20 protein-coding genes are annotated in these 18,052 nt (G+C 66.1%); 5 read left to right on the top strand and 15 right to left on the bottom strand.

The annotated features are described in order from the left end of the window. From VGH54_RS07625 to mftA, 9 genes are all read right to left on the bottom strand, one after another. A partial coding sequence (locus tag VGH54_RS07625; protein WP_331511327.1) for a carboxylesterase/lipase family protein occupies nucleotides 1-1,028 on the bottom strand: 1,028 nt, incomplete at its 3' end. A 261-nt stretch (nucleotides 1,029-1,289) separates the two neighbouring features. Then, nucleotides 1,290-1,955, bottom strand: a complete 666-nt coding sequence (locus VGH54_RS07615) for a TetR/AcrR family transcriptional regulator (protein WP_414688667.1) — start codon at nucleotides 1,953-1,955, stop codon at nucleotides 1,290-1,292. Between the two features lie 64 nt (nucleotides 1,956-2,019). Next, nucleotides 2,020-3,465: a mycofactocin system GMC family oxidoreductase MftG gene (mftG, locus tag VGH54_RS07610; RefSeq protein WP_331511326.1), complete on the bottom strand. Its 1,446-nt coding sequence runs from the start codon at nucleotides 3,463-3,465 to the stop codon at nucleotides 2,020-2,022. A gap of 3 nt (nucleotides 3,466-3,468) precedes the next feature. Next, nucleotides 3,469-4,881 carry a mycofactocin biosynthesis glycosyltransferase MftF gene (gene mftF / locus VGH54_RS07605; protein WP_331511323.1) on the bottom strand — a complete coding sequence of 471 codons (1,413 nt, stop codon included), beginning with the start codon at nucleotides 4,879-4,881 and terminating at the stop codon, nucleotides 3,469-3,471. Further along, nucleotides 4,878-5,621, bottom strand: coding sequence for a mycofactocin biosynthesis peptidyl-dipeptidase MftE (gene mftE, locus VGH54_RS07600; protein ID WP_331511322.1), 744 nt, complete (start codon nucleotides 5,619-5,621; stop codon nucleotides 4,878-4,880). The genes mftF and mftE overlap by 4 nt, the downstream gene beginning before the upstream one ends. Nucleotides 5,622-5,749: 128 nt before the next feature. Continuing rightward, nucleotides 5,750-6,949 carry a pre-mycofactocin synthase MftD gene (gene mftD / locus VGH54_RS07595; protein WP_331511321.1) on the bottom strand — a complete coding sequence of 400 codons (1,200 nt, stop codon included), beginning with the start codon at nucleotides 6,947-6,949 and terminating at the stop codon, nucleotides 5,750-5,752. A 2-nt stretch (nucleotides 6,950-6,951) separates the two neighbouring features. Continuing rightward, nucleotides 6,952-8,136 (bottom strand): mycofactocin radical SAM maturase, encoded by a 1,185-nt coding sequence (mftC, locus tag VGH54_RS07590; protein WP_331511320.1) that lies wholly within the window; start codon nucleotides 8,134-8,136, stop codon nucleotides 6,952-6,954. Beyond that, nucleotides 8,133-8,459: a mycofactocin biosynthesis chaperone MftB gene (gene mftB, locus VGH54_RS07585; RefSeq protein WP_331511319.1), complete on the bottom strand. Its 327-nt coding sequence runs from the start codon at nucleotides 8,457-8,459 to the stop codon at nucleotides 8,133-8,135. The genes mftC and mftB overlap by 4 nt, the downstream gene beginning before the upstream one ends. After that, nucleotides 8,444-8,539 (bottom strand): mycofactocin precursor MftA, encoded by a 96-nt coding sequence (gene mftA / locus VGH54_RS07580; protein ID WP_325689399.1) that lies wholly within the window; start codon nucleotides 8,537-8,539, stop codon nucleotides 8,444-8,446. The genes mftB and mftA overlap by 16 nt, the downstream gene beginning before the upstream one ends. Before the next feature lie 108 nt (nucleotides 8,540-8,647). Between mftA and mftR the strand changes: the two genes are divergently transcribed. Both mftR and VGH54_RS07570 read left to right on the top strand, forming a co-directional pair. Next, nucleotides 8,648-9,241 carry a mycofactocin system transcriptional regulator gene (gene mftR, locus VGH54_RS07575; RefSeq protein ID WP_331511325.1) on the top strand — a complete coding sequence of 198 codons (594 nt, stop codon included), beginning with the start codon at nucleotides 8,648-8,650 and terminating at the stop codon, nucleotides 9,239-9,241. Next, nucleotides 9,238-10,278 carry a DUF2332 domain-containing protein gene (locus VGH54_RS07570; RefSeq protein WP_331511318.1) on the top strand — a complete coding sequence of 347 codons (1,041 nt, stop codon included), beginning with the start codon at nucleotides 9,238-9,240 and terminating at the stop codon, nucleotides 10,276-10,278. Before mftR ends, VGH54_RS07570 begins: the two co-directional genes overlap by 4 nt. A gap of 21 nt (nucleotides 10,279-10,299) precedes the next feature. Here the strand turns inward: VGH54_RS07570 and VGH54_RS07565 are convergent, their stop codons facing one another. Continuing rightward, the gene (locus VGH54_RS07565) at nucleotides 10,300-11,106 is read right to left on the bottom strand and encodes an alpha/beta hydrolase (RefSeq protein WP_331511317.1); all 807 of its coding nucleotides are present in this window, start codon (nucleotides 11,104-11,106) and stop codon (nucleotides 10,300-10,302) included. Nucleotides 11,107-11,279: 173 nt separating this feature from the next. On the opposite strand from VGH54_RS07565, the gene VGH54_RS07560 reads away from it, so the two are divergent. After that, on the top strand, nucleotides 11,280-11,852 hold the full coding sequence (locus VGH54_RS07560) for a TetR/AcrR family transcriptional regulator (protein WP_331511316.1): 573 nt from the start codon (nucleotides 11,280-11,282) through the stop codon (nucleotides 11,850-11,852). Nucleotides 11,853-11,868: 16 nt separating this feature from the next. Here the strand turns inward: VGH54_RS07560 and VGH54_RS07555 are convergent, their stop codons facing one another. Continuing rightward, nucleotides 11,869-13,053 (bottom strand): NAD(P)/FAD-dependent oxidoreductase, encoded by a 1,185-nt coding sequence (locus tag VGH54_RS07555; protein ID WP_331511315.1) that lies wholly within the window; start codon nucleotides 13,051-13,053, stop codon nucleotides 11,869-11,871. A gap of 37 nt (nucleotides 13,054-13,090) precedes the next feature. Beyond that, nucleotides 13,091-13,543, bottom strand: coding sequence for an Lrp/AsnC family transcriptional regulator (locus tag VGH54_RS07550; RefSeq protein ID WP_331511314.1), 453 nt, complete (start codon nucleotides 13,541-13,543; stop codon nucleotides 13,091-13,093). 113 nt (nucleotides 13,544-13,656) lie between these two features. On the opposite strand from VGH54_RS07550, the gene ddaH reads away from it, so the two are divergent. Next, nucleotides 13,657-14,517: a dimethylargininase gene (ddaH, locus tag VGH54_RS07545; protein WP_331511313.1), complete on the top strand. Its 861-nt coding sequence runs from the start codon at nucleotides 13,657-13,659 to the stop codon at nucleotides 14,515-14,517. Continuing rightward, nucleotides 14,514-15,758 (top strand): ornithine--oxo-acid transaminase, encoded by a 1,245-nt coding sequence (gene rocD / locus VGH54_RS07540; protein WP_331511312.1) that lies wholly within the window; start codon nucleotides 14,514-14,516, stop codon nucleotides 15,756-15,758. Before ddaH ends, rocD begins: the two co-directional genes overlap by 4 nt. On the opposite strand, the gene VGH54_RS07535 is transcribed toward rocD, so the two are convergent. The 3 genes from VGH54_RS07535 to VGH54_RS07525 form a co-directional block, all read right to left on the bottom strand. Next, the gene (locus VGH54_RS07535; RefSeq protein ID WP_414688666.1) at nucleotides 15,755-16,585 is read right to left on the bottom strand and encodes a mycofactocin-coupled SDR family oxidoreductase; all 831 of its coding nucleotides are present in this window, start codon (nucleotides 16,583-16,585) and stop codon (nucleotides 15,755-15,757) included. The genes rocD and VGH54_RS07535 overlap by 4 nt on opposite strands. 70 nt (nucleotides 16,586-16,655) lie before the next feature. Then, nucleotides 16,656-17,501, bottom strand: coding sequence for an SHOCT domain-containing protein (locus VGH54_RS07530; RefSeq protein ID WP_331511309.1), 846 nt, complete (start codon nucleotides 17,499-17,501; stop codon nucleotides 16,656-16,658). A gap of 130 nt (nucleotides 17,502-17,631) precedes the next feature. Beyond that, nucleotides 17,632-18,052, bottom strand: a 421-nt coding sequence (locus VGH54_RS07525) for an EF-Tu/IF-2/RF-3 family GTPase (RefSeq protein WP_331511308.1), incomplete at its 5' end; no start/stop codon positions are given.

Below are 18,052 nucleotides of genomic sequence, written 5' to 3'. Positions count from 1 at the left end.
CCTCGATCCAGCCTCGCCGCCCGCAACGCCGCGAAAAGCGTGAATTCGTCGTGGTTGACCCCGATCAGCACCGGAACTCGCGCTGCCCGGTCGGCGGCGAATCCCGCCATCGGGCTGTACGGCAGCGCAGTCGTACCGGTGACCGGACCGGAGAGCGCGTCGGAGTCGCCGATGAAGTAGTACCAGGGCGGACGCTCGAGTCGGGTCGCCGGCAGCCCACGCAGACACCGCGCGACAGTGGCCGGATTGCGGCAACCTACCGCGATCGCGTAATCCACGCTCTGGCGCTGCCCGAACTCCAGGTCGGCCTGCGCCTGACACGGCGCGCTCTGGATGATCGCAGCGCGGAACAGCCCGGCCGACCCCGGCGCCACCAGGTGATCGCACACCGACATGCCGCCCGCGGATTCGCCGGCGATGGTCACCTTGCGCGGATCGCCGGCGAACGCGCCGATGTTGTCGCGGACCCAACGCAACGCGGCCTGCTGGTCGGCCAGCCCGTAGTTGCCCACTGTGCCGGGCGCACCCAGCGACGGGTGAGCCAGGAAACCGAGCGCTCCCAACCGGTAGTTGATCGTGACGACGACGATGTGGCCCCTGGCTGCCAGCCAGCGCGCGTGATAGATGTCGCCGCTGCCGTTGACGAAGCCTCCCCCGTGAATCCACACCATCACCGGGCGCTTCTCGTTGTGTTGTCCGCGGGCCGGAGTCCAGATGTTGAGCGTCAGGCAGTTTTCGCTGGTCGGCTTGCCCACCCGCGGATTGGGTCCGGTGTCCTGCATGCACTGCGGCCCGGCCTTGGTGGCGTCCAGCATTCCCGGCCATCGCGCCGCCGGACGCGGTAGTTGCCACCGGAGCGGCCCCACCGGCGGCTCGGCATACGGAATGCTCTGGAACAAGCGGTAATCCGAAGCGACTTGACCGCGCACGGATCCCATCGCGGTGCGCACGACGCCGGCATCCAGCGGACCGGCATACGCCGGTTCGGCCTTTCGCGGCGCGATGGTGGCGCCCGGCCCGCAAGCCATCACCGTCGCAGCCGTCACCAGCAGGGCAGCCCAGGCCCCGCGGCGACGAGATGATCGGATCGGCACGAAAAGACAGCCTACGGATTAGCCGAAAGCGGTGATCGGATAATCCGCAATCATGAAGACTTAAACCTGACACGTGTCAAGTAATCCCGATCAACCCGGCAGGTGAACAGCGTCTTCACCGAATGGCTGCCGCGGCTGAAAACCATTGAGCTCAACGGAAATTCAGAGCTCATCTCGACGACATTCGTCGTGGTCTCAAGCACCTGCCGATTCGCTACCAGGTTCGTTGAGCGCCTTATTCTGCGCGCGCTGCACGTGCAGGAATCCATCGACGGCCGCTCGCGTGCACTCGCGGTAGTCGAAATTGGGCAGAGTGGACAACCGACCCAGAACCACCGGACCCATCAGCAAGGCAATTGCCCGCGAGCGGTCGATATCGCCCAGTTCGGCGGCCTCGGGGCTGTCGAAAATTGCGTTGAACGGCGCGGCATACTGCTGGGCGATCCGCTCCCGCAGCGTGGTGACCGCGGGGCTGTCGGCGGTGCGGGTCTGACGCGATTCCGGCAGCTGCTCGAGGTCGCGCCCGAGCGCCAGCCAGCTCATGGCCATCACCATGCCCGGGGCCTCAGCGATCGAGTGCCCGAATGCCAGCACCACCGCGATCAGCCGATCGCGCAGGGTGCCGTCGTCGGACGGCATTGGCGCCGGCGGGATCAGGCCGTGGAACGCCGATGCCAGCAAGTCGTTTCCGCTCGGGAAGTGACGGTAGAGGGTTGCCCGGGCCACATTGGCGCCACGCGTGACCGCGTCGACGGTCACTGCGCTCGGCCCACCGGCGCGAAGTAGCGCGGTGGCGGCCTCCAGCAACCGAGCCCGGGAACGCGCCGGCCGAGGATCGGTCTTGTCGGTAATGCAGACCACCTCCCTCATCCGATCAGAACAGCGTACGCAAAGCGCCTGCCCGGCCCTGATACCACCGCGCGCATCAGCGGACGAACTCCGCGGCCCGATGCCCCAGCATCGCGATGGTGGCGTGCGGACCGCGGCTGGTGATCGTCGGCAGCACCGACCCGTCGATCACCCACAGCCCGTCGATACCGTGCACGCGACACCGATGGTCGACGACTGCCAACGGATCTCCGACACTGCCCATCGGCGCGGTGCCACACAGATGCTGCGACGTCGACCAACCGGGCTCACCGACTTGCGTTGTCGGGCCGGCTATTTCGCGAGCCAGATCGCAGCCGGCTTGCAATGCCGCGACGTCGCCGGGCTCGCTGTCGTAGCGATGCTCGATCCTCGGCGGGACCAGCGGATTCGCCGAGACCAGGGTCAGCCGGCCGCGCGACCGCGGCCGCATCAGCGCCACACCGAGGTGCGGCCAGTCCGGGTGTCCTGCCGTCCCGTCGCCCACCATCGCCACAAAGCCACCGGTATACGGCCGGATTTCCATGTCGTCGTCCGTGCTGAGCACCACTTCGAGCACCGGCCGGCCGGGTGCGACCCCCCATGTCGTTGGCAGCACCCATTCCGGGTGGTCGCTGAACGCCAGACCGACCGGCAACCGGACCGCGAGGTCTACGCCGGCGGCCCGCAGCATCGCCTCGTCGCCGACGCCGGAAAGCATGAGTAGATGGGCGGATTCGATCGCACCGGCCGACAACACGATGCGATCGGCTGTCACCGTGATCGGCCCGCCCGGGCCGATGGCGTCCACGCCGACCGCGCGGCTGCCGGAGAAGCGGAGTCGGACGGCGCGCGTCTGGGTCAGCAATGAGAGGTTGGCGCGTTCCAGGGCGGGCAGCAGATACGCGGCCCCGGGCCCGATCCGCGTCCCGTCGACGATGTTGAGCGGCACGGCCCCCGCGCCTGACGGCAGACCGGCGGTGCTGTCCACGTCGTTGAGATCGGGTAGCCAACCGAACCCGTACCGCTGCGCGGCGTCAACGAAAGTCGCTGTGCTCCCGATAATTTCACGTGTTCGCCGGACGGCGATGGGGCCCGAGTCACCGTGGGCCGGCCCGGTGAAATCCAGATCGGTCTCGATCGCGCGAAAGTGCTCGACGACGTCAGACCACGCCCAGCCGGGCAGCCGGTAGCCGTCGAAGTCGCGTCGCAGACCCCGGCAGAAATAGCCACCGTTGACGGCTCCTGAGCCGCCGACCGTCGCGCCACGCACGATCGCGATTTGGCGGGCCGGGCGATCGGTGAGTTGCGTCTGGTAGCGCTGGACCAACGGGCTGGCGGCACCGATCGGCAGTCGTAGCCCGTTCGACGTCTCGGCGCGAAGTATCGGATCAGCCAGGCCGATCCCGGCCTCCAGCACTGCCACCGAACAGCTTGCATCAGCCGTAAGACGGTTCGCGACAACGGACCCAGCGCTTCCCGCACCGATGATCAGGACATCGCTGTGGAGTGCAGCTGCGGCCAGGAGTCAGACTCGAATCTGCGGCTTGAGCGGACCGATGTTGCGCTCCCGCACCACGCCGTACCACAGCCCGAGACCGTAGGCCAGGTCATCGACCCGCTTGAGCAGCAAGTAGGTCACCAGCCCGATCGGCTGGGCGTCTTCATCGGCGGATTGCCGGCGACTGGCCCAATCCACCACCCCATCGAGGATGGCAGCGACGAGCACGACTCGGCGGCACGGCCGGAATGCAATGGCCGCCAGCAAAGCGACCGGCCAATAGTGCCGGCAGATCGCCGACGCCAGCTGCAACGCCGCCGACCAGAGGCTGCGGGACGCCACCGTCAGAACGTCCCACATCTGGGTCTCGGCGCCTTGCATGCTTTTCGCAATCCGGCGACCGGTCAGCGCTGCCACAAACAATGACGCCAGGTACCCGAAACTCGAACCGATAGCCATCAGGATCCACGCCGTCAGCGCCCAGCCCGATATCATCAGCGGCGCGATCTTGTCCGGGTGCCGAACCGACAGCGGGGCGGCCGAACCACCGTAAAACGCTTTGCGCACAACCCAATCCCGCAACTCGGTCCGATGATCATGCGCCACTTGGGCAATCGGCTCGTAACGCAGCCGGGCGCCGGCCTCGACCAGTCGCCAACACAGGTCAACGTCCTCACCGGAACGCATGGTCTCGTCGAAGCCGCCGACGTTACGCAAATCCGAAGTGCGACAAATGATTGCGGCGCTGGGAACGTACGAAACGGTGGTGTAGGGAATGATCGGAGCTTCGTGTTGACCCAGATCCAGCGACGAACGCACTGCCTCGTAGCGCGCGACCGGATTGTCGGTGTGCGCCAGGCCGACGATCCGCGGGGCAACCAGCGCCACGGTCGGATCGCAGAAGTGGCCGAGTAGAGCTTCCAGCCAGCCGCGCCGCGGGATGACGTCGGAATCCAAGAAGGCGACGTACCCCGTCTTGCACGCGGCGAGGCCGGTATTGCGGGCCGCGGCCGGACCCCTGCTCTGCGCGTGCCGCAAAATCTCGATGCCGGGATGCGCCGAGGCGAAATCCTCATGCGTGATCGGCGTTGACGACCCGTCGTCGACCACCACGATCTGCAGGCCGCGCAACGACGTGAGCAGCCGACGCAGGCCACAAGTGTTGTCGCGCACCGGAATTACGACGGTCACGTCGCGGTGCGACGGCCCGCCCGCGGGCCGCGGGTGGGCCACCGTCGCGTCGAGCAGGGTCCGGGCCAGTTCGGCGCTGACCGCGTCGCTGACTTTGAGGCGGCCGTCGGCGAGCATGTCCTGGGCAGCGGGGGCCAGCCGCAAGATGCGGGTGGGCGTCCCGCCCAGCAAAGCCGCCCCCTGGCCAAGCACCCTGACCCGCCGGTCGACTTGCACGGCAAATCCATCCGGCAATCGCGCCTGAGTCATGTGAGCATCCCGTCGGCTGCGGGCGCCCAGCGGCGGATCCGGCGCAAGCAGTCCTCGACCATCTCAGCCAGTATCCGCTCGCCGTCGCCAGCGGTTGCGGTGGTTGGGTCTCCCAGCACCCCCACCTCACTGACTGCCGCGACTCCCCCGCTGCGCATCGAGGGCAACAGGTCGGACAACGGCGCGCCGTTGCCCGCGCGCCAGCGGTCGGTCAGAACATGGGCCGGCGAAATATATAGCAATACTGAAGTTTCTGTGTGTCCCGCATGTGCATCGCCGCCGGCAACCGCGCACGGACACCACGCGGCGTCACGCCCTTCGGCGCGCAGTGCGTTCACCGCTCGGCTCATCGCCGCGATGTTGCCGCCGTGGCCGTTGACGAAGAGCAGCCGCTGCGCCCAGCAGGCCGCCGACCTGCCGTATTCCAGCAACAGCGCGCTCAGGGCGTCGGTTCCGATCGAGATCGTTCCGGGGAAGCTCTGGTGCTCGCCGCTGTCGCCGTAGGCGATCGCCGGCGCCAGCATCCACTCCAAGTGGGGGGCGCCGCCGGCGAGTCGGGTGGTCACCGCGCGGGCGACGGCGATCGCGATCCGGGTGTCGGTGTCCAGCGGCAAATGCGGGCCGTGCTGCTCGGTGGATCCAACCGGTATCGTGAGCCCCAACGGCACGCTTTGCAGCTGGCTCGACGTTGAGCCCCCGAGTTCGGACTGGACCACTCGGTGATGGTAAGACGAATTCACCTGCAGTGCATCGGTTGTTGGCGCTCTCGAAGAAGTTTTTCCTGCTGCCCGTCGCTAAGGCCAGTCAGAGGCGCCACGTCCGCCACGTGAGTATCAACATACCCGCTGGTCTCGCATCTGCGATGGGGCTACGCTCGTCCTGCCGCGGGTGGGCTAGCCCCGAGCGTTCGGGTGAAACCATCCGGCACCAGAACGTCGTCCCGATTGAGGTCGTGCACCGAGGCGCGCGCCAGGCCCATCAAGGCTGAGTCGATACCGCCGCGAAGAATGTCGAGCACGTTCTCCACGCCGGGCTGCCCGGCGGCCGCCAGTCCCCAAAGGTAGGCCCGGCCGATCATCACGGCGCGCGCGCCGAGCGCCAGCGCCTTCACGACGTCGCTGCCGCGTCGGATGCCACCGTCCAGCAAAACCTCGACCTGGTCGCCGATCGCGTCGGCAACGGCGGGCAGCGCCCGGATCGACGCCGGGGTGCCGTCCAGGTTATTGCCGCCGTGATTGGACACTGAGATTGCCGAAACACCAGCATCCACAGCCCTTTTCGCGTCGTCGAGCCGCATCACGCCCTTGAGCATGAACGGGCCACCCCACAGTTCGCGCAGCCAGGCGATGTCCGCCCAGGTCGGCGGCGGCGTGCCCATCCACTCCCCGTAGGCGGCAAAGAACGGCGGCCCGAGCTCACCGCGGCGGGCCAGGTTAGGCACCCGCAGGTCCGGTGGACGCAGCGTTTTGCCGAATCGCCAGAGCCAACCGGGACGAGTGATCACCTCCGGTGACATCCGCAGCATGGTGCGCAGATTCATCTGCTCCGGGATCTTGGGGCTGCCCCAGTCCCGGCCATGCGAGAACGACCAGTCGGTCGTGACGATCAAACCGACGGCGCCGGCCTGCCGGGCTCGCTCGACCCGCTCGCCGATCACGTCGCGCCCTCCCGACCAGTAGACCTGGAAGAACAACTTCGGGTTGGCGGCGATCACGTCCTCGATCGGCTTACTGGCGAACGACGACAATCCCATCGCCGTGCCGCGCGCCGCGGCCGCGCGGGCGACAGCCACCTCGCCATCCGGATCGACCGCCTGCACACCGGTCGGTGAGATGATCACCGGTAGGGAAATCTCTTGCCCCATAACCGTTGTCGATAAATCGCGCTTCTCGACCGCGCCGACCACATGTGGTGCGAAACCCAGCTCACCGAACGCCTCGACATTGTCGGAAACGGTCAGCCCTTTTTCGCTGGCGGCCACCAGCGCGGCATAGGACGACTTGGGCAGTCGCCGCTTGGCGCGTTGCTGCGCGATGGCGACCGTCTCGAACCAGACATCACGGGCCACGGCTAGACCGGGCTTTCGTTGCACAGCCGCTGCGGCGGCGAGGGTGGCTGCATGGACAGCGTCAGCGGCACGGGTCCGCTCTTGCGCCGCCCGCGCGAATGGTCACCTGCCGGACGTGGCTTGTCGCGTTCCTGTGCCAGCGCCGGCGCGCCGTAGCCTTCGACGCACTCCGGGTCGGGTCCGTCCATCGGCAGGCCGGTGAAGAACTTGGCTGCCATGCAGCCACCTCGGCAGCTGTCGTAGTGCCCGCAGCTGCCACAGGCGCCCGCCGACTGCGGCTCGCGGAGCTCCCGGAACAGCGGGGCATCCTTCCAGACCTTGTCAAACCCGCCGTCGGACAACACGTTTCCGGCCAGGAAGCGGTCGTGGATGGCGAACGGGCAGGCGTACACGTCGCCAACCGGGTCGATCAAGCACACCACCCGCCCCGCGCCACACATGTTCAGGCCGGCCAGCGCGCCCGGTTCGCCCAGCCCGGACAGATGGAAGAAGGAGTCGCCGGTCAGCACTCGATCGCCCTTGGCTACCAGCCACCGGTAGAGCTGGACCTGCTGGTCGGCGGTCGGGTGCAGGTCGTCCCAGACATCGGCGCCGCGGCCAGCGGGCCGCAAACGGGTGATCCGCAGTGTGGCGCCGTATCGGCTTGCCAGCGAGGCGAATTCGTCGAGCTGATCGACGTTGTGGCGAGTCACGACCACAGAGATCTTGGCGTCGGAGAATCCGGCGGCGGCGAGGTTCTCCAGCGCCCGGATGGCCATCGCGAAAGACCCGGGACCGCGCACGGCGTCGTTGACCTCGGCCGTCGCTCCGTCCAGCGAGATCTGGACGTCGACATAGTCGCTGGCCGCCAGCCGGGCCGCTACCTCGGGAGTGATCCGCACGCCGTTGGTGGAGAACTTCACCCCAACGTGGTGTGCGGTGGCATAGTCCACCAACTCCCAAAAGTCGGGCCGCACAGTCGGTTCCCCGCCGCCGATGTTGACATAGAACACCTGCATACGTTCCAGCTCGTCGATGATGTTCTTGCAGTCCTGGGTGGACAACTCACGCGGATCGCGTTTGCCTGACGACGACAGGCAATGGAGGCAGGCCAGATTGCACGCGTAGGTCAGCTCCCAGGTCAGGCAGATGGGTGCGTCCAACCCATGTTCGAACTGCTCGATGAGACGTGGCACCGTCGTCGTCATGCTGCCTCCTTCGCCTCGGCCTGCACCAGCATGTGAGACCCGGCCAGCACACCGAGGGCATGCAAGTAGGGCTGCTGCTGCGAGTCCTCGACGCCGGCGGCCCGGCAGGCGGCGCGGACGTCTGGATGTTCGGCCAACGATTGCACCACCGCGAGGATGGTGCGGTTCTTCAGGAACGACAATTTGCGAGTTCCGAAGTGATACAACAGCGCACCAAAGGGCTCTGGCCGCACGGCCACCTGTGGGTGCAACCGCCATGCGCGATCGGGATCGAACTCGGCCCGCTCCTGTGCGGGGGCGCTCACGATCAGTAGACCCCGCACATGCCGTCGATGGACACCTCTTCAACCAGGGTCTCGGTGACGAGCTCGGTGTCGGTGTCGGTCTGCTGGTTCGGCTCCATGACGTTGCCTTTCGTTCGTTCGGGGGTCGACAATTCGGGTCGATGTGGTCAAAATCTCAGTCAGAATATGGCATCGAGTGCCGGAATGGAAGGGCGGGGATCATGGCGCTGCAGCAGCCCCGGGCCGGCCGTCGCCGGTCCACCACGCGTGAGCACATCTCCGACGTCGCACTCGGGCTGTTCGCCGACCGCGGATTCTCGGAGGTGAGCGTCGACGACGTGGCGCAAGCTGCCGGGATCGCCCGGCGGAGCGTGTTCCGCTACTACGCGTCGAAGAATGCAATTCCCTGGGGGGACTTCGACGCTCACCTGCAGCACCTGCGAGACCTGCTGGACCGTGTCGATCCGGATATGCCGCTCGGCGAGGCACTGCGCGATGCGCTCCTGTCGTTCAACACGTTTGACGAGTCCGAAACGGTCCGGCATCGACAGCGGATGCGGGTGATACTGCAAACGGCTGAGCTGCAGGCATATTCGATGACGATGTATGCGGGGTGGCGCGGCGTGATCGCGGGCTTCGTGGCACGCAGAACCGGCGACAAGACCGCCGACCTGAAGCCACAGACGGTCGCGTGGATGATGCTCGGCGTGGCGCTGAGCGCCTACGAGCACTGGCTGGACGATGAATCGGTCTCGCTGCCGGAGGCGATCGGGGACGCGTTCGAGGTCGTCCGTGCCGGGCTGAAGGAACTGGACCGATGACCCGGCTGCTGCAGACCATTCAGGTGCAGGGGCAGGTCTGCGCGGCCATGGGGTCGTCGATGTACGGCGACGTGTTGCAGCAGGTGGCCGCCGACGTCGAAGCCGACGGTGTGTTCGCGACGATCCTTTCCGGACACGACAACGATTCCGGCCGCTTGGCTTTGCCGCTGAGGGTGCTCGGCGGGCTGCACCGGTTGGTGCTCGACGGCCGCGCCCCGGCGCTGCGCCGCTGGTATCCCAGTGCCGGCGGGCACTGGGACGCTGGAGCCGGATGGCCCGACATCGTGCAGGCCGCCGCCGAGCATGCCGATTATCTGCGCGGTGCTCTCGATCAGCCGCCGCAGACCAACGAGGTGGGCCGGTCGGCGGCGCTGATCGGAGGGCTGCTGGTCCTGGTCGACCGATTCGAGTTACCGGTAAGGCTTTTCGAGATCGGCTGCAGTGCCGGGCTGAACCTGCGCGCCGACCATTACCGTTACCACCATCCGAGCGGGGAGTGGGGACCGGCCGATTCACCGGTGACCGTCGACGACGCATGGCGGGGCCCACTGCCTCCCACCGCGGGCCTGCGGATCGCCGAACGTCACGGCTATGACATCGCGCCGCTGGACCCGACGAGTTCTGATGGCGAGTTGACGCTGCTGAGCTATGTCTGGCCCGATCAGCCAGCGCGACTGGACCGGCTGCGAGGCGCGATCGACGTGGCCCGGCGCGTGCCGGCAGCGCTGCACCGCCGCAATGCCACCGACGCGGTTGCGGACCTTGAGGTTTCGGCCGGATCACTTACCGTGCTGTGGCATTCGATCATGTGGCAGTACCTGTCGGTGGCCGAGCAGGAAACCGTCTCGGTCGAGATCGATGAATTGGGGGCACGCGCGCGGGCCGAGTCACCGTTCGCCCATTTGACCCTGGAACCACATCGGCGAACACCCGACGCTCCGCTCGAGTTCGTGGTCCGCGCCCGCTCCTGGCCCGGCGGGGATGACCGGCTCCTGGGCGTGTGCTCGCCACACGGTCCGCCGGTCACCTGGGAATAGCGGGACCCGAAAGATTTCCGATCACTGGACACTGTCGCGTGCGGCAGCCAGAAACGGCGCGGCAACGGCCAAGAATCCGGCAGGGTCCGAGGAGAACGGGATGTGGCCGGTGGGCAGGACCTCCAGTCGCGCCCCCGGTATCGCGGCGGCAGTAGATCGGCCTAGCCGCATGGGGATTGCGGTGTCTTTCGATCCCCAGATCACCAGGCACGGCGCGGTGATGCGGTCTGCGTGCGGACGCAGATCGTATTCCGGTGCGGCGAAGCTACGCCAGAGCGATGCCGTGAGCATGACACCCTCTGGTGTGTTCGCCCGTTTCAGCACGCGTTCTTGCACGGCGTTGTCGTTGTCGCTGGATGCCTTCAGGTAGCTGCGAATGGAGCGCGGCAGGACTCGTGTCATCACTGCCGGGGTGCCCAGCAGTCGGCAGTAGAGGTTGGTCACCGGGCTTGCGATGAAGCCGCCGCTGTTGACCAGGACCAGTCGCGACACCAGTTGCGGGTCGGCGATCGCCAGTCGTGCGGCCGCAAAACCACCAACGGAGTTTCCGATCAATGCCACCCGTTGAAGGCTCAGTGCCGCAACAACATCGGCGAGAACATCCGCGAACGAGGCGGCCGTCGGTTGATAGTTCGACATTGGCGCCGGCGACTCACCGTGCCCCGGCCAGTCCAGTGCGATCACGCGGTGGTCGCGAATAAGGGCACCCGCGATCGGGTCGAAATCATGGCGGTCATGCAACGTGGCGTGAAGCAGCACTACCGCGGGCCCCTCTCCCACGTCGCTGTAGGCAACCTTCCCCACTCTCGTCTCAACCATGGTGACCATTGCTCGTCCTTTCATTGACCGACCGGTCAGTCAACGGTACATTGGGTCCGTCTCTGACTCAAGGAGTGATCAATGACCGCCCCCGCAACTGACGCGCCGTTCTCGGACAAGATGGCCTACTACCGAACCCAACACACCAGCCGTGGCGCGCGAATCACGCACCTGGTGCCCGCATGACCTCGATGCCAGCCGCCGCGCCTAAGGGCGTGCGCAAGGAGGCAATGGCCAAAACCCGAGAAGCGCTCATCGACGCCGGCCTGCGGCTGGCCGAGGGCACCGGGTTGGCCGGCTTGAGCGTCAATCTCATCGTGCAGGAAGCCGGTGTGGCGAAAGGCACCTTCTTTCACCATTTCGGCGACCGCGCCTCGTATCTCCTTGCGCTGCACCGAGAATTCCATGAACGATTGACCACCCAAATTCAAGCAGCCATCGACGGCATGCCGCCCGGGCGTCGCCGCCTGACCTGCGTCGCACACACTTACCTGGACGGATGCCTACGCGACCGCGGTGTGCGCGCCCTGCTGCTGGAGGCTCGCGCTGAGCCCGCTGTCACCGACGAAATCGCTCGTCGCAACCACGCAAGCGCCGAGCTGTGCGAGGCGGACTTCGTCGCCCTCAAACGTCCACATCCCTATGAGAGCGCGCAATTGTGGGTCGGCATGGTCGCAGAGGCCGCGCTCATCGAACATCAAGCCGGAAAAGCGCTACCCGCCATGCGCAATGCCCTTGAGCAGTTCTCGGATTGAATTCGCAAACCGCGCGTTACCCGAGTACTTCGGAAATCGGCACCGCAGCAGCAATTTTCGCGCGCGTCTTCATCACCTTGCCGGGCATACCGCCGCCGACGACCCCAGCCACCGCGCCGTCGCGCTCGTAGAAAGCGAGAAACTTGCGACCGTCGTCCTCGACGACGTGCACGGTGTCAGTAGCGATGGGCTCACCCAGGCATTGGATCTTGACGTCGTACTGATCGCTCCAGAAATACGGGACGACCACATTGGACGGTGCGTCCTGGCCAAGCATCGCGGGCACGACAGCACGAGCCTGCTCGGCGACGTTGCTCCAATGTTCCACGCGCACTTGGTGCCCCTTGGGGTCCCGCCAGGACGCGACATCACCGAGAGCCCATACGTTGGGCGCGCTGGTCCGGCCGGCGGCGTCGCAGATCACGCCGTTGTCGACCTCGATACCGCTGCCGTTGAGCCAATCGGTCGCCGGGCGCGACCCGATGCCCACGACGACCAGATCGGCGCTGACTTCGGTGCCGTCGGTCAGCTTCACGGTCTCGACGTGGCTGCCGCCTCGGACCTCGGCTACTCCGACGCCGGTGCGCACGTCGACCCCTTCAGCGCGATGCAGCCGGGCGACCAGTCCGCCGATCTGCTCGCCAAGGACGGCCGCCAGTGGCGCGGGCTGCGGCTCGACCAGCACGACGTCGACTCCCAATCCGCGCAGACTGGCGGCGACCTCACAGCCGATGAACCCGGCGCCGACCACCACCGCGTGCCGTGCTTGCGACGCGTGCCGGCGCAGTGCCAGACTTTCGTCGAACGAACGCAGCACCCGGATGCCGTCCAAGTCGGGGAAAGCCGGAATACGCCGCGGCACAAGGCCCGTCGCGATGACGAGTTCGTCATAGCCGAGCGTGGATCCGTCGTCGAGCGTGATGGTCTGTGCCGTGGTGTCGATCCCGGTGGCCGCGGACCCCAGCCGCAAGGTGATGTTCTGCTCGTCGTAGAACTCGCGCGGCTTGAGCGTCACGTCGTCGACCTCGCTGCGCAGGACCTCCTTGGACAGCGGGGGGCGGTCGTACGGCAAGTGGACCTCGTCGCTGACGATGGTGACCGGACCGGTGAAGTTCGCCCGACGCAGTTGCTCAGCGGTCCGGGTCGCGGCGAGTCCCCCGCCGACGATCAGAATTCCGTTGCCGCCTGAGCTACTGGTCATTTGGAGTTCATACACGACTGCGCACGCCGACGGTTGGTCACCCCTGCGCGGGTGACCGATCGATGAGGTTCGACAGCACGACGATGCTCTCACTGCGTTCGATATCGGCGCTGGTCCGGATCCGCTCCAGGGCGTCTTCCAAATGCCGCATATCGTGTGCCAGCACCCGCAGCATGGCATCCGCGGTTCCGGTTACCGTTGCGGCGCTGACGACTTCGGGAATGTCGATCCAGGCTCGCTGCAGCTCGTCTGGCGAGATCCGGCCGTGGCAGTAAACCTGTACATAGGCCTCGGTGTTCCAGCCCACCGCGGTCCGGTCGATGACGGTGGTGAAGCCCTTGATCACACCGTTGTCGAGCATCCGGTCGACGCGCCGTTTGACCGCAGGGGCCGACAGCCGGACCCGCTCACCGATTTCGGCGAACGTCGCCCGGGCGTGCAGGGCGAGTTCGGCCAGAATCTGCTCGTCGATGACGTCCAACCGGTCCATATCGCCTCCTGCCACAACATACCTTTCCATTATGGCATTTGACGCAATAAAACCGGCCTATAAACGCAACAAACATCGATGCATTGCGCGCCAGCGTCCCTTACCGTTGATTTATGACGATCTTCGCGGAATCCGAGATCGACACGCGGCATCACACCGCTACGGCCACCGAACGCCGCGCGCGGGTCCGGCACTACATCATGACGCCGCCGCAGTTCTTCGCGGTCGACTATGCGATCAATCCCTGGATGGACACCACCAATCCCGTCGACAGAGGCGTTGCGCTCACGCAGTGGCAGCGCCTCTACGACATCTATCTGCAATTGGGACACACCGTCGATCTAGTCGATCCGGTGCCCGGGCTGCCCGACATGGTGTACGCCGCCAACGGTGGGTTGATACTCGACGGCACGGCTGCTGTCGCACGCTTCAAATACGCTCAACGCCAACAGGAGTCAGCTGCATACGCGGAATGGCTAGGCGCACATGGTTACCAACCACGGCACACTCGCCACGTCAACGAAGGCCAGGGCGATCTGCTGCCGGTGGGCGACGACATCTTGGCCGGGTACGGTTTTCGAACCGACTTGCGGGCACACGGCGAGATCGCCGGGATCTTCGACCGCCGGGTGATCAGCCTCGAACTTATCGATCCGCGCTTCTACCATCTCGATACCGCGCTGACCGTGCTCGACGACACGACCATCGCCTACTATCCCCCGGCCTTCACCTGTGTCTCACGATCGCATCTGGAAACACTGTTCCCCGAAGCGATCGTGGTGGACAGTGCCGATGCTTATGTGTTCGGCCTGAACGCCGTCTCCGACGGTCGCCACGTCGTACACCCGGCCGCCGCCGTCGGGTTCGCCAGGCAATTGGCCGACGCCGGTTTCGAACCGATCGGCGTCGACATGCCCGAGCTGCTCAAGGGCGGCGGCTCGGTCAAATGCTGCACGCTCGAGGTGTATTCATGACAGTGTTGGACACTGTGATCGCCGGCAGCGGCGCGCTGACCGCATCAGCGATCGCGATGGACGAGCGCTACGCCGCGCACAACTATTCACCGCTACCGGTGGTGGCAGCCAGCGCCGAGGGATCGTGGATCACTGATGTCGAGGGACGCCGCTACCTGGACTGCCTGGCCGCGTACTCGGCGGTGAATTTCGGGCACCGCAACCCGGAGATCATCGCGACCGCCCACGCCCAACTCGACGTCGTGACTCTGGTCAGCCGTGCGTTTCACGCCGAGGCTCTGGGGCGCTTTTGCGCGGCGCTGGCGAACATGTGCAACAAGCACATGGTGTTGCCGATGAACAGCGGCGCCGAAGCGGTCGAGAGCGCGCTCAAGGTTGCCCGCAAATGGGGTGTCGACGTCAAGGGCGTTCCGGCCGACCAGGCGAATATCATCGTGGCCGACAACAACTTTCACGGCCGGACGATCAGCATCGTCAGCTTCTCGTCGGATGAGACGGCGCGGTCTGGCTTCGGGCCGTTCACGCCGGGTTTCCGTTCGGTCCCCTTCGGTGACGCCGATGCGCTGGCCGACGCGATCGACGAGAACACCGTCGCTGTGCTGCTGGAGCCGATCCAAGGTGAGGCCGGCGTCGTCGTGCCGCCGGACCACTACCTGCCGGCGGTGCGCCAAATCTGCACAGCCCGAAACGTTCTCATGATCGCCGACGAGATTCAGTCAGGCCTGGCCCGCACCGGCCGAACCTTCGCCTGCGACCACTGGGATGTGGTGCCCGATATCTATCTACTCGGCAAGGCATTGGGCGGCGGCGTGGTTCCCCTGTCCGCGGTGGTGGCCGATCGCGACATTCTGGGGGTGCTGCACCCCGGGGAGCACGGGTCGACGTTCGGGGGCAACCCCTTTGCGGCCGCCATCGGCACCACCGTGGTGTCGATGCTGACCCGCGGTGAATTCCAGGACAGCGCAACGCGGCTGGGCGCGCGGCTGCACTGGCGGCTGGAGCAGTTGATCGGTCACGGAGTTGTTGCGGTGCGCGGGCGCGGATTATGGGCCGGCGTCGACATCGACCCAGCCCTCGGCACCGGCAAAGAGCTCAGCCTGCGACTTGCCGAGCGCGGCGTCCTGGTCAAGGACACACACGGATCGACGCTGCGTTTCGCTCCCCCGCTGGTGATCACCGAGGCCGAAATCGATTGGGCCGTCGATCGATTCACCGAAGCTTTGACAGAGATGGCGAGCTAGTACTTCAGCACGCCCTTGTCGACCGGGATCTGCGCTCCGGTCAACGTGCCGGAGCCGTCACCAGCCAGCCAGGCCACGACGTCGGACACCTCGGCGGCCCCCATAAATCCATTGGGCTGCAGCAGCATTGGCCCGAAGCTGTGCACAAAATGCGGATGTTCGCCGAACACCCGCATCATCAGCTCCGGCTCGATCATCGGCGTATCGACCGAGTAGGGATGAATGGAGTTGACCCGGATACCGAACTCGCTGAGCTCGATGGCCAACGAGTTGGTCAGTCCGGTGAGGCCGTGCTTGGAGGCCGAGTAGTGGCCGTTGCCCGGGGTGGCCTTCAGCCCAGCCGACGAGCTAACCACGACGATGGAGCCGCCTTTGCCGGCGTCGATCATCGGGGGGATCGCCGCGCGCAGGGTGTGGAACGTGCCCGTCAGGTTGACGTCGATGACGGTGTTCCACTGCTCGTCGGAGAGCTCCCAGATCCGTCCCCAACTGAGCACGCCCGCGTTGGCGACCAGAATGTCGAGGCGGCCGAACTGCTCGACGCCGTCGGCGACCAGTTGGCGCACCGCGGCATCGTCACGAATGTCGACCTCGCGAGCCAATACCTTGCGCCCCTCGGCTTCCACCGCGCGGACCATGTCGGCGAGATCCTCCGGGGTGGCCGCCGGGTAGCCGATGCTGTCGGACACCGGCGCGCAGATATCCAGGGCGATGATGTCCGCACCCTCGCGTGCCAGCCGGGCCGCATGAGCACGGCCCTGGCCACGCGCGGCACCGGTGATGAAGGCCACCCGCCCCTGCAGGGTTCCCGACGGACCGGCCACCATAGCCCCTTTCGACGACTGTCGATCAGGCTAGCAGCGAAACTGAAACGTGTTCTAATCGCCCGCAGAGGGGTTAGATGTCGGCGATGATTTTCTGCCGCGCCGCAGTGTATTCGGCGTCCGAGAGCGCACCACTGGCGTGCAATTTCTCCAGCTCGTCCAGTCGTTGGGCCGCCGACTGCTGTGGCGGCGCGGCCACGCCACCGGCTGCGGCGGGCGCGGGCTGAGCAGCGGCACGCCGGACCACCGCCATGATCTGCTGGCGCACCGCGGGGTAGTTGCGGATGTCGACGGTGCCACTGAACGGCAGGTTATTGGCTTTGTAGATCTGCAGGATCTCCATCAGGGGGCCGGCCTGTCCACTCAGGTCGTACGTCGTGTTGTCCTCGGTGCTGGTGAACTGCGCTGGCACCACACCGGCGATCAATGCGCTTGCCTGCCACTCGATCTCGTATTCGCGCGTGTTCGGATCCACCAGCACCACGAGTTTGCGCGCCGTCACGATCGCCTGTTTGGAGATGTCGACGGTGACCCGCTTCCGGTCGCTGAAATCGAACCCGGGTCCGGAGATGTGCAGGTCCAGGCTGACCACCGGCCGCTCGTTGATGCGCATTCCGGTTTCCGCCAGACCCATGATCTGCGCCGTCGCCAGCACTCCGGTCTGATGGAGAGCAGCGCTTTTGGCCGAAGACCGAGCGCCGCGGTCGGCCAGCCACAACGCGACCAGCACATCGGCGACGGTGATCAGCGCCCCGGCCCACAGCATCCACTGGGTGGACTTCTGCGCCATCGAATCCACGTCGGGGCCGAATGAGCCGAACATTCCAGGGAGCGCAAAGTACGTGATGAGAAAGATCGGGCCGACCAGCCCGCCGCAAATTAGAACGATGAGCTGAGCTTTGATATAGCGCGCAAGCATGCCTGCTCCAGTCGTCGGCCGATCGATGACGCGGGACAGCGTATCGCTACGCGAACCGAAGCATAACGCGCTTAGACACCCAACGGCGCCCATCCCTGAAGGATGAGCGCCGCTGGTTGTGCTGTGGAAACTACTTGATGATCTTGGTGACCCGGCCGGCGCCGACGGTGCGGCCACCCTCGCGGATCGCGAACCTCAGGCCCTCTTCCATGGCGATGGGCTGGATGAGCTCGATCTTCATGTTCGTGTTGTCGCCCGGCATGACCATCTCCTGGCCGTCCGGAAGACCGATCGAGCCGGTCACGTCCGTGGTCCGGAAGTAGAACTGCGGCCGGTAGTTGTTGAAGAACGGCGTGTGGCGGCCGCCCTCGTCCTTGGAGAGGACGTACACCTCGGCGTTGAACTGCGTGTGCGGGGTGATCGAGCCCGGCTTCGCGAGGACCTGGCCCCGCTCGACCTCGTCACGCTTCGTGCCGCGGAGGAGCGCGCCTGCGTTGTCGCCGGCCTGCGCGAAGTCGAGGGACTTCTGGAACATCTCGAGACCCGTGACG

Origin of the sequence: Mycobacterium sp. (genome assembly GCF_036488105.1) — a bacterium.
Lineage (GTDB): Bacteria > Actinomycetota > Actinomycetes > Mycobacteriales > Mycobacteriaceae > Mycobacterium.
This window is presented reverse-complemented; position numbering and strand designations above follow the sequence as displayed.

Bases quoted from the DNA above. Each gene is read 5' to 3' on its own strand.
- VGH54_RS07560 (WP_331511316.1), top strand. From the start codon at position 11,280: ATGACCTCGATGCCAGCCGCCGCGCCTAAGGGCGTGCGCAAGGAGGCA.
- VGH54_RS07555 (WP_331511315.1), bottom strand. From the start codon at position 13,053: ATGACCAGTAGCTCAGGCGGCAACGGAATTCTGATCGTCGGCGGGGGA.
- VGH54_RS07565 (WP_331511317.1), bottom strand. From the start codon at position 11,106: ATGGTCACCATGGTTGAGACGAGAGTGGGGAAGGTTGCCTACAGCGAC.
- mftA (WP_325689399.1), bottom strand. From the start codon at position 8,539: ATGGAGCCGAACCAGCAGACCGACACCGACACCGAGCTCGTCACCGAG.
- mftC (WP_331511320.1), bottom strand. From the start codon at position 8,136: ATGACGACGACGGTGCCACGTCTCATCGAGCAGTTCGAACATGGGTTG.
- ddaH (WP_331511313.1), top strand. From the start codon at position 13,657: ATGACGATCTTCGCGGAATCCGAGATCGACACGCGGCATCACACCGCT.
- VGH54_RS07530 (WP_331511309.1), bottom strand. From the start codon at position 17,501: ATGCTTGCGCGCTATATCAAAGCTCAGCTCATCGTTCTAATTTGCGGC.
- VGH54_RS07535 (WP_414688666.1), bottom strand. From the start codon at position 16,585: ATGGTGGCCGGTCCGTCGGGAACCCTGCAGGGGCGGGTGGCCTTCATC.
- VGH54_RS07550 (WP_331511314.1), bottom strand. From the start codon at position 13,543: ATGGACCGGTTGGACGTCATCGACGAGCAGATTCTGGCCGAACTCGCC.
- VGH54_RS07570 (WP_331511318.1), top strand. From the start codon at position 9,238: ATGACCCGGCTGCTGCAGACCATTCAGGTGCAGGGGCAGGTCTGCGCG.
- rocD (WP_331511312.1), top strand. From the start codon at position 14,514: ATGACAGTGTTGGACACTGTGATCGCCGGCAGCGGCGCGCTGACCGCA.
- mftF (WP_331511323.1), bottom strand. From the start codon at position 4,881: ATGACTCAGGCGCGATTGCCGGATGGATTTGCCGTGCAAGTCGACCGG.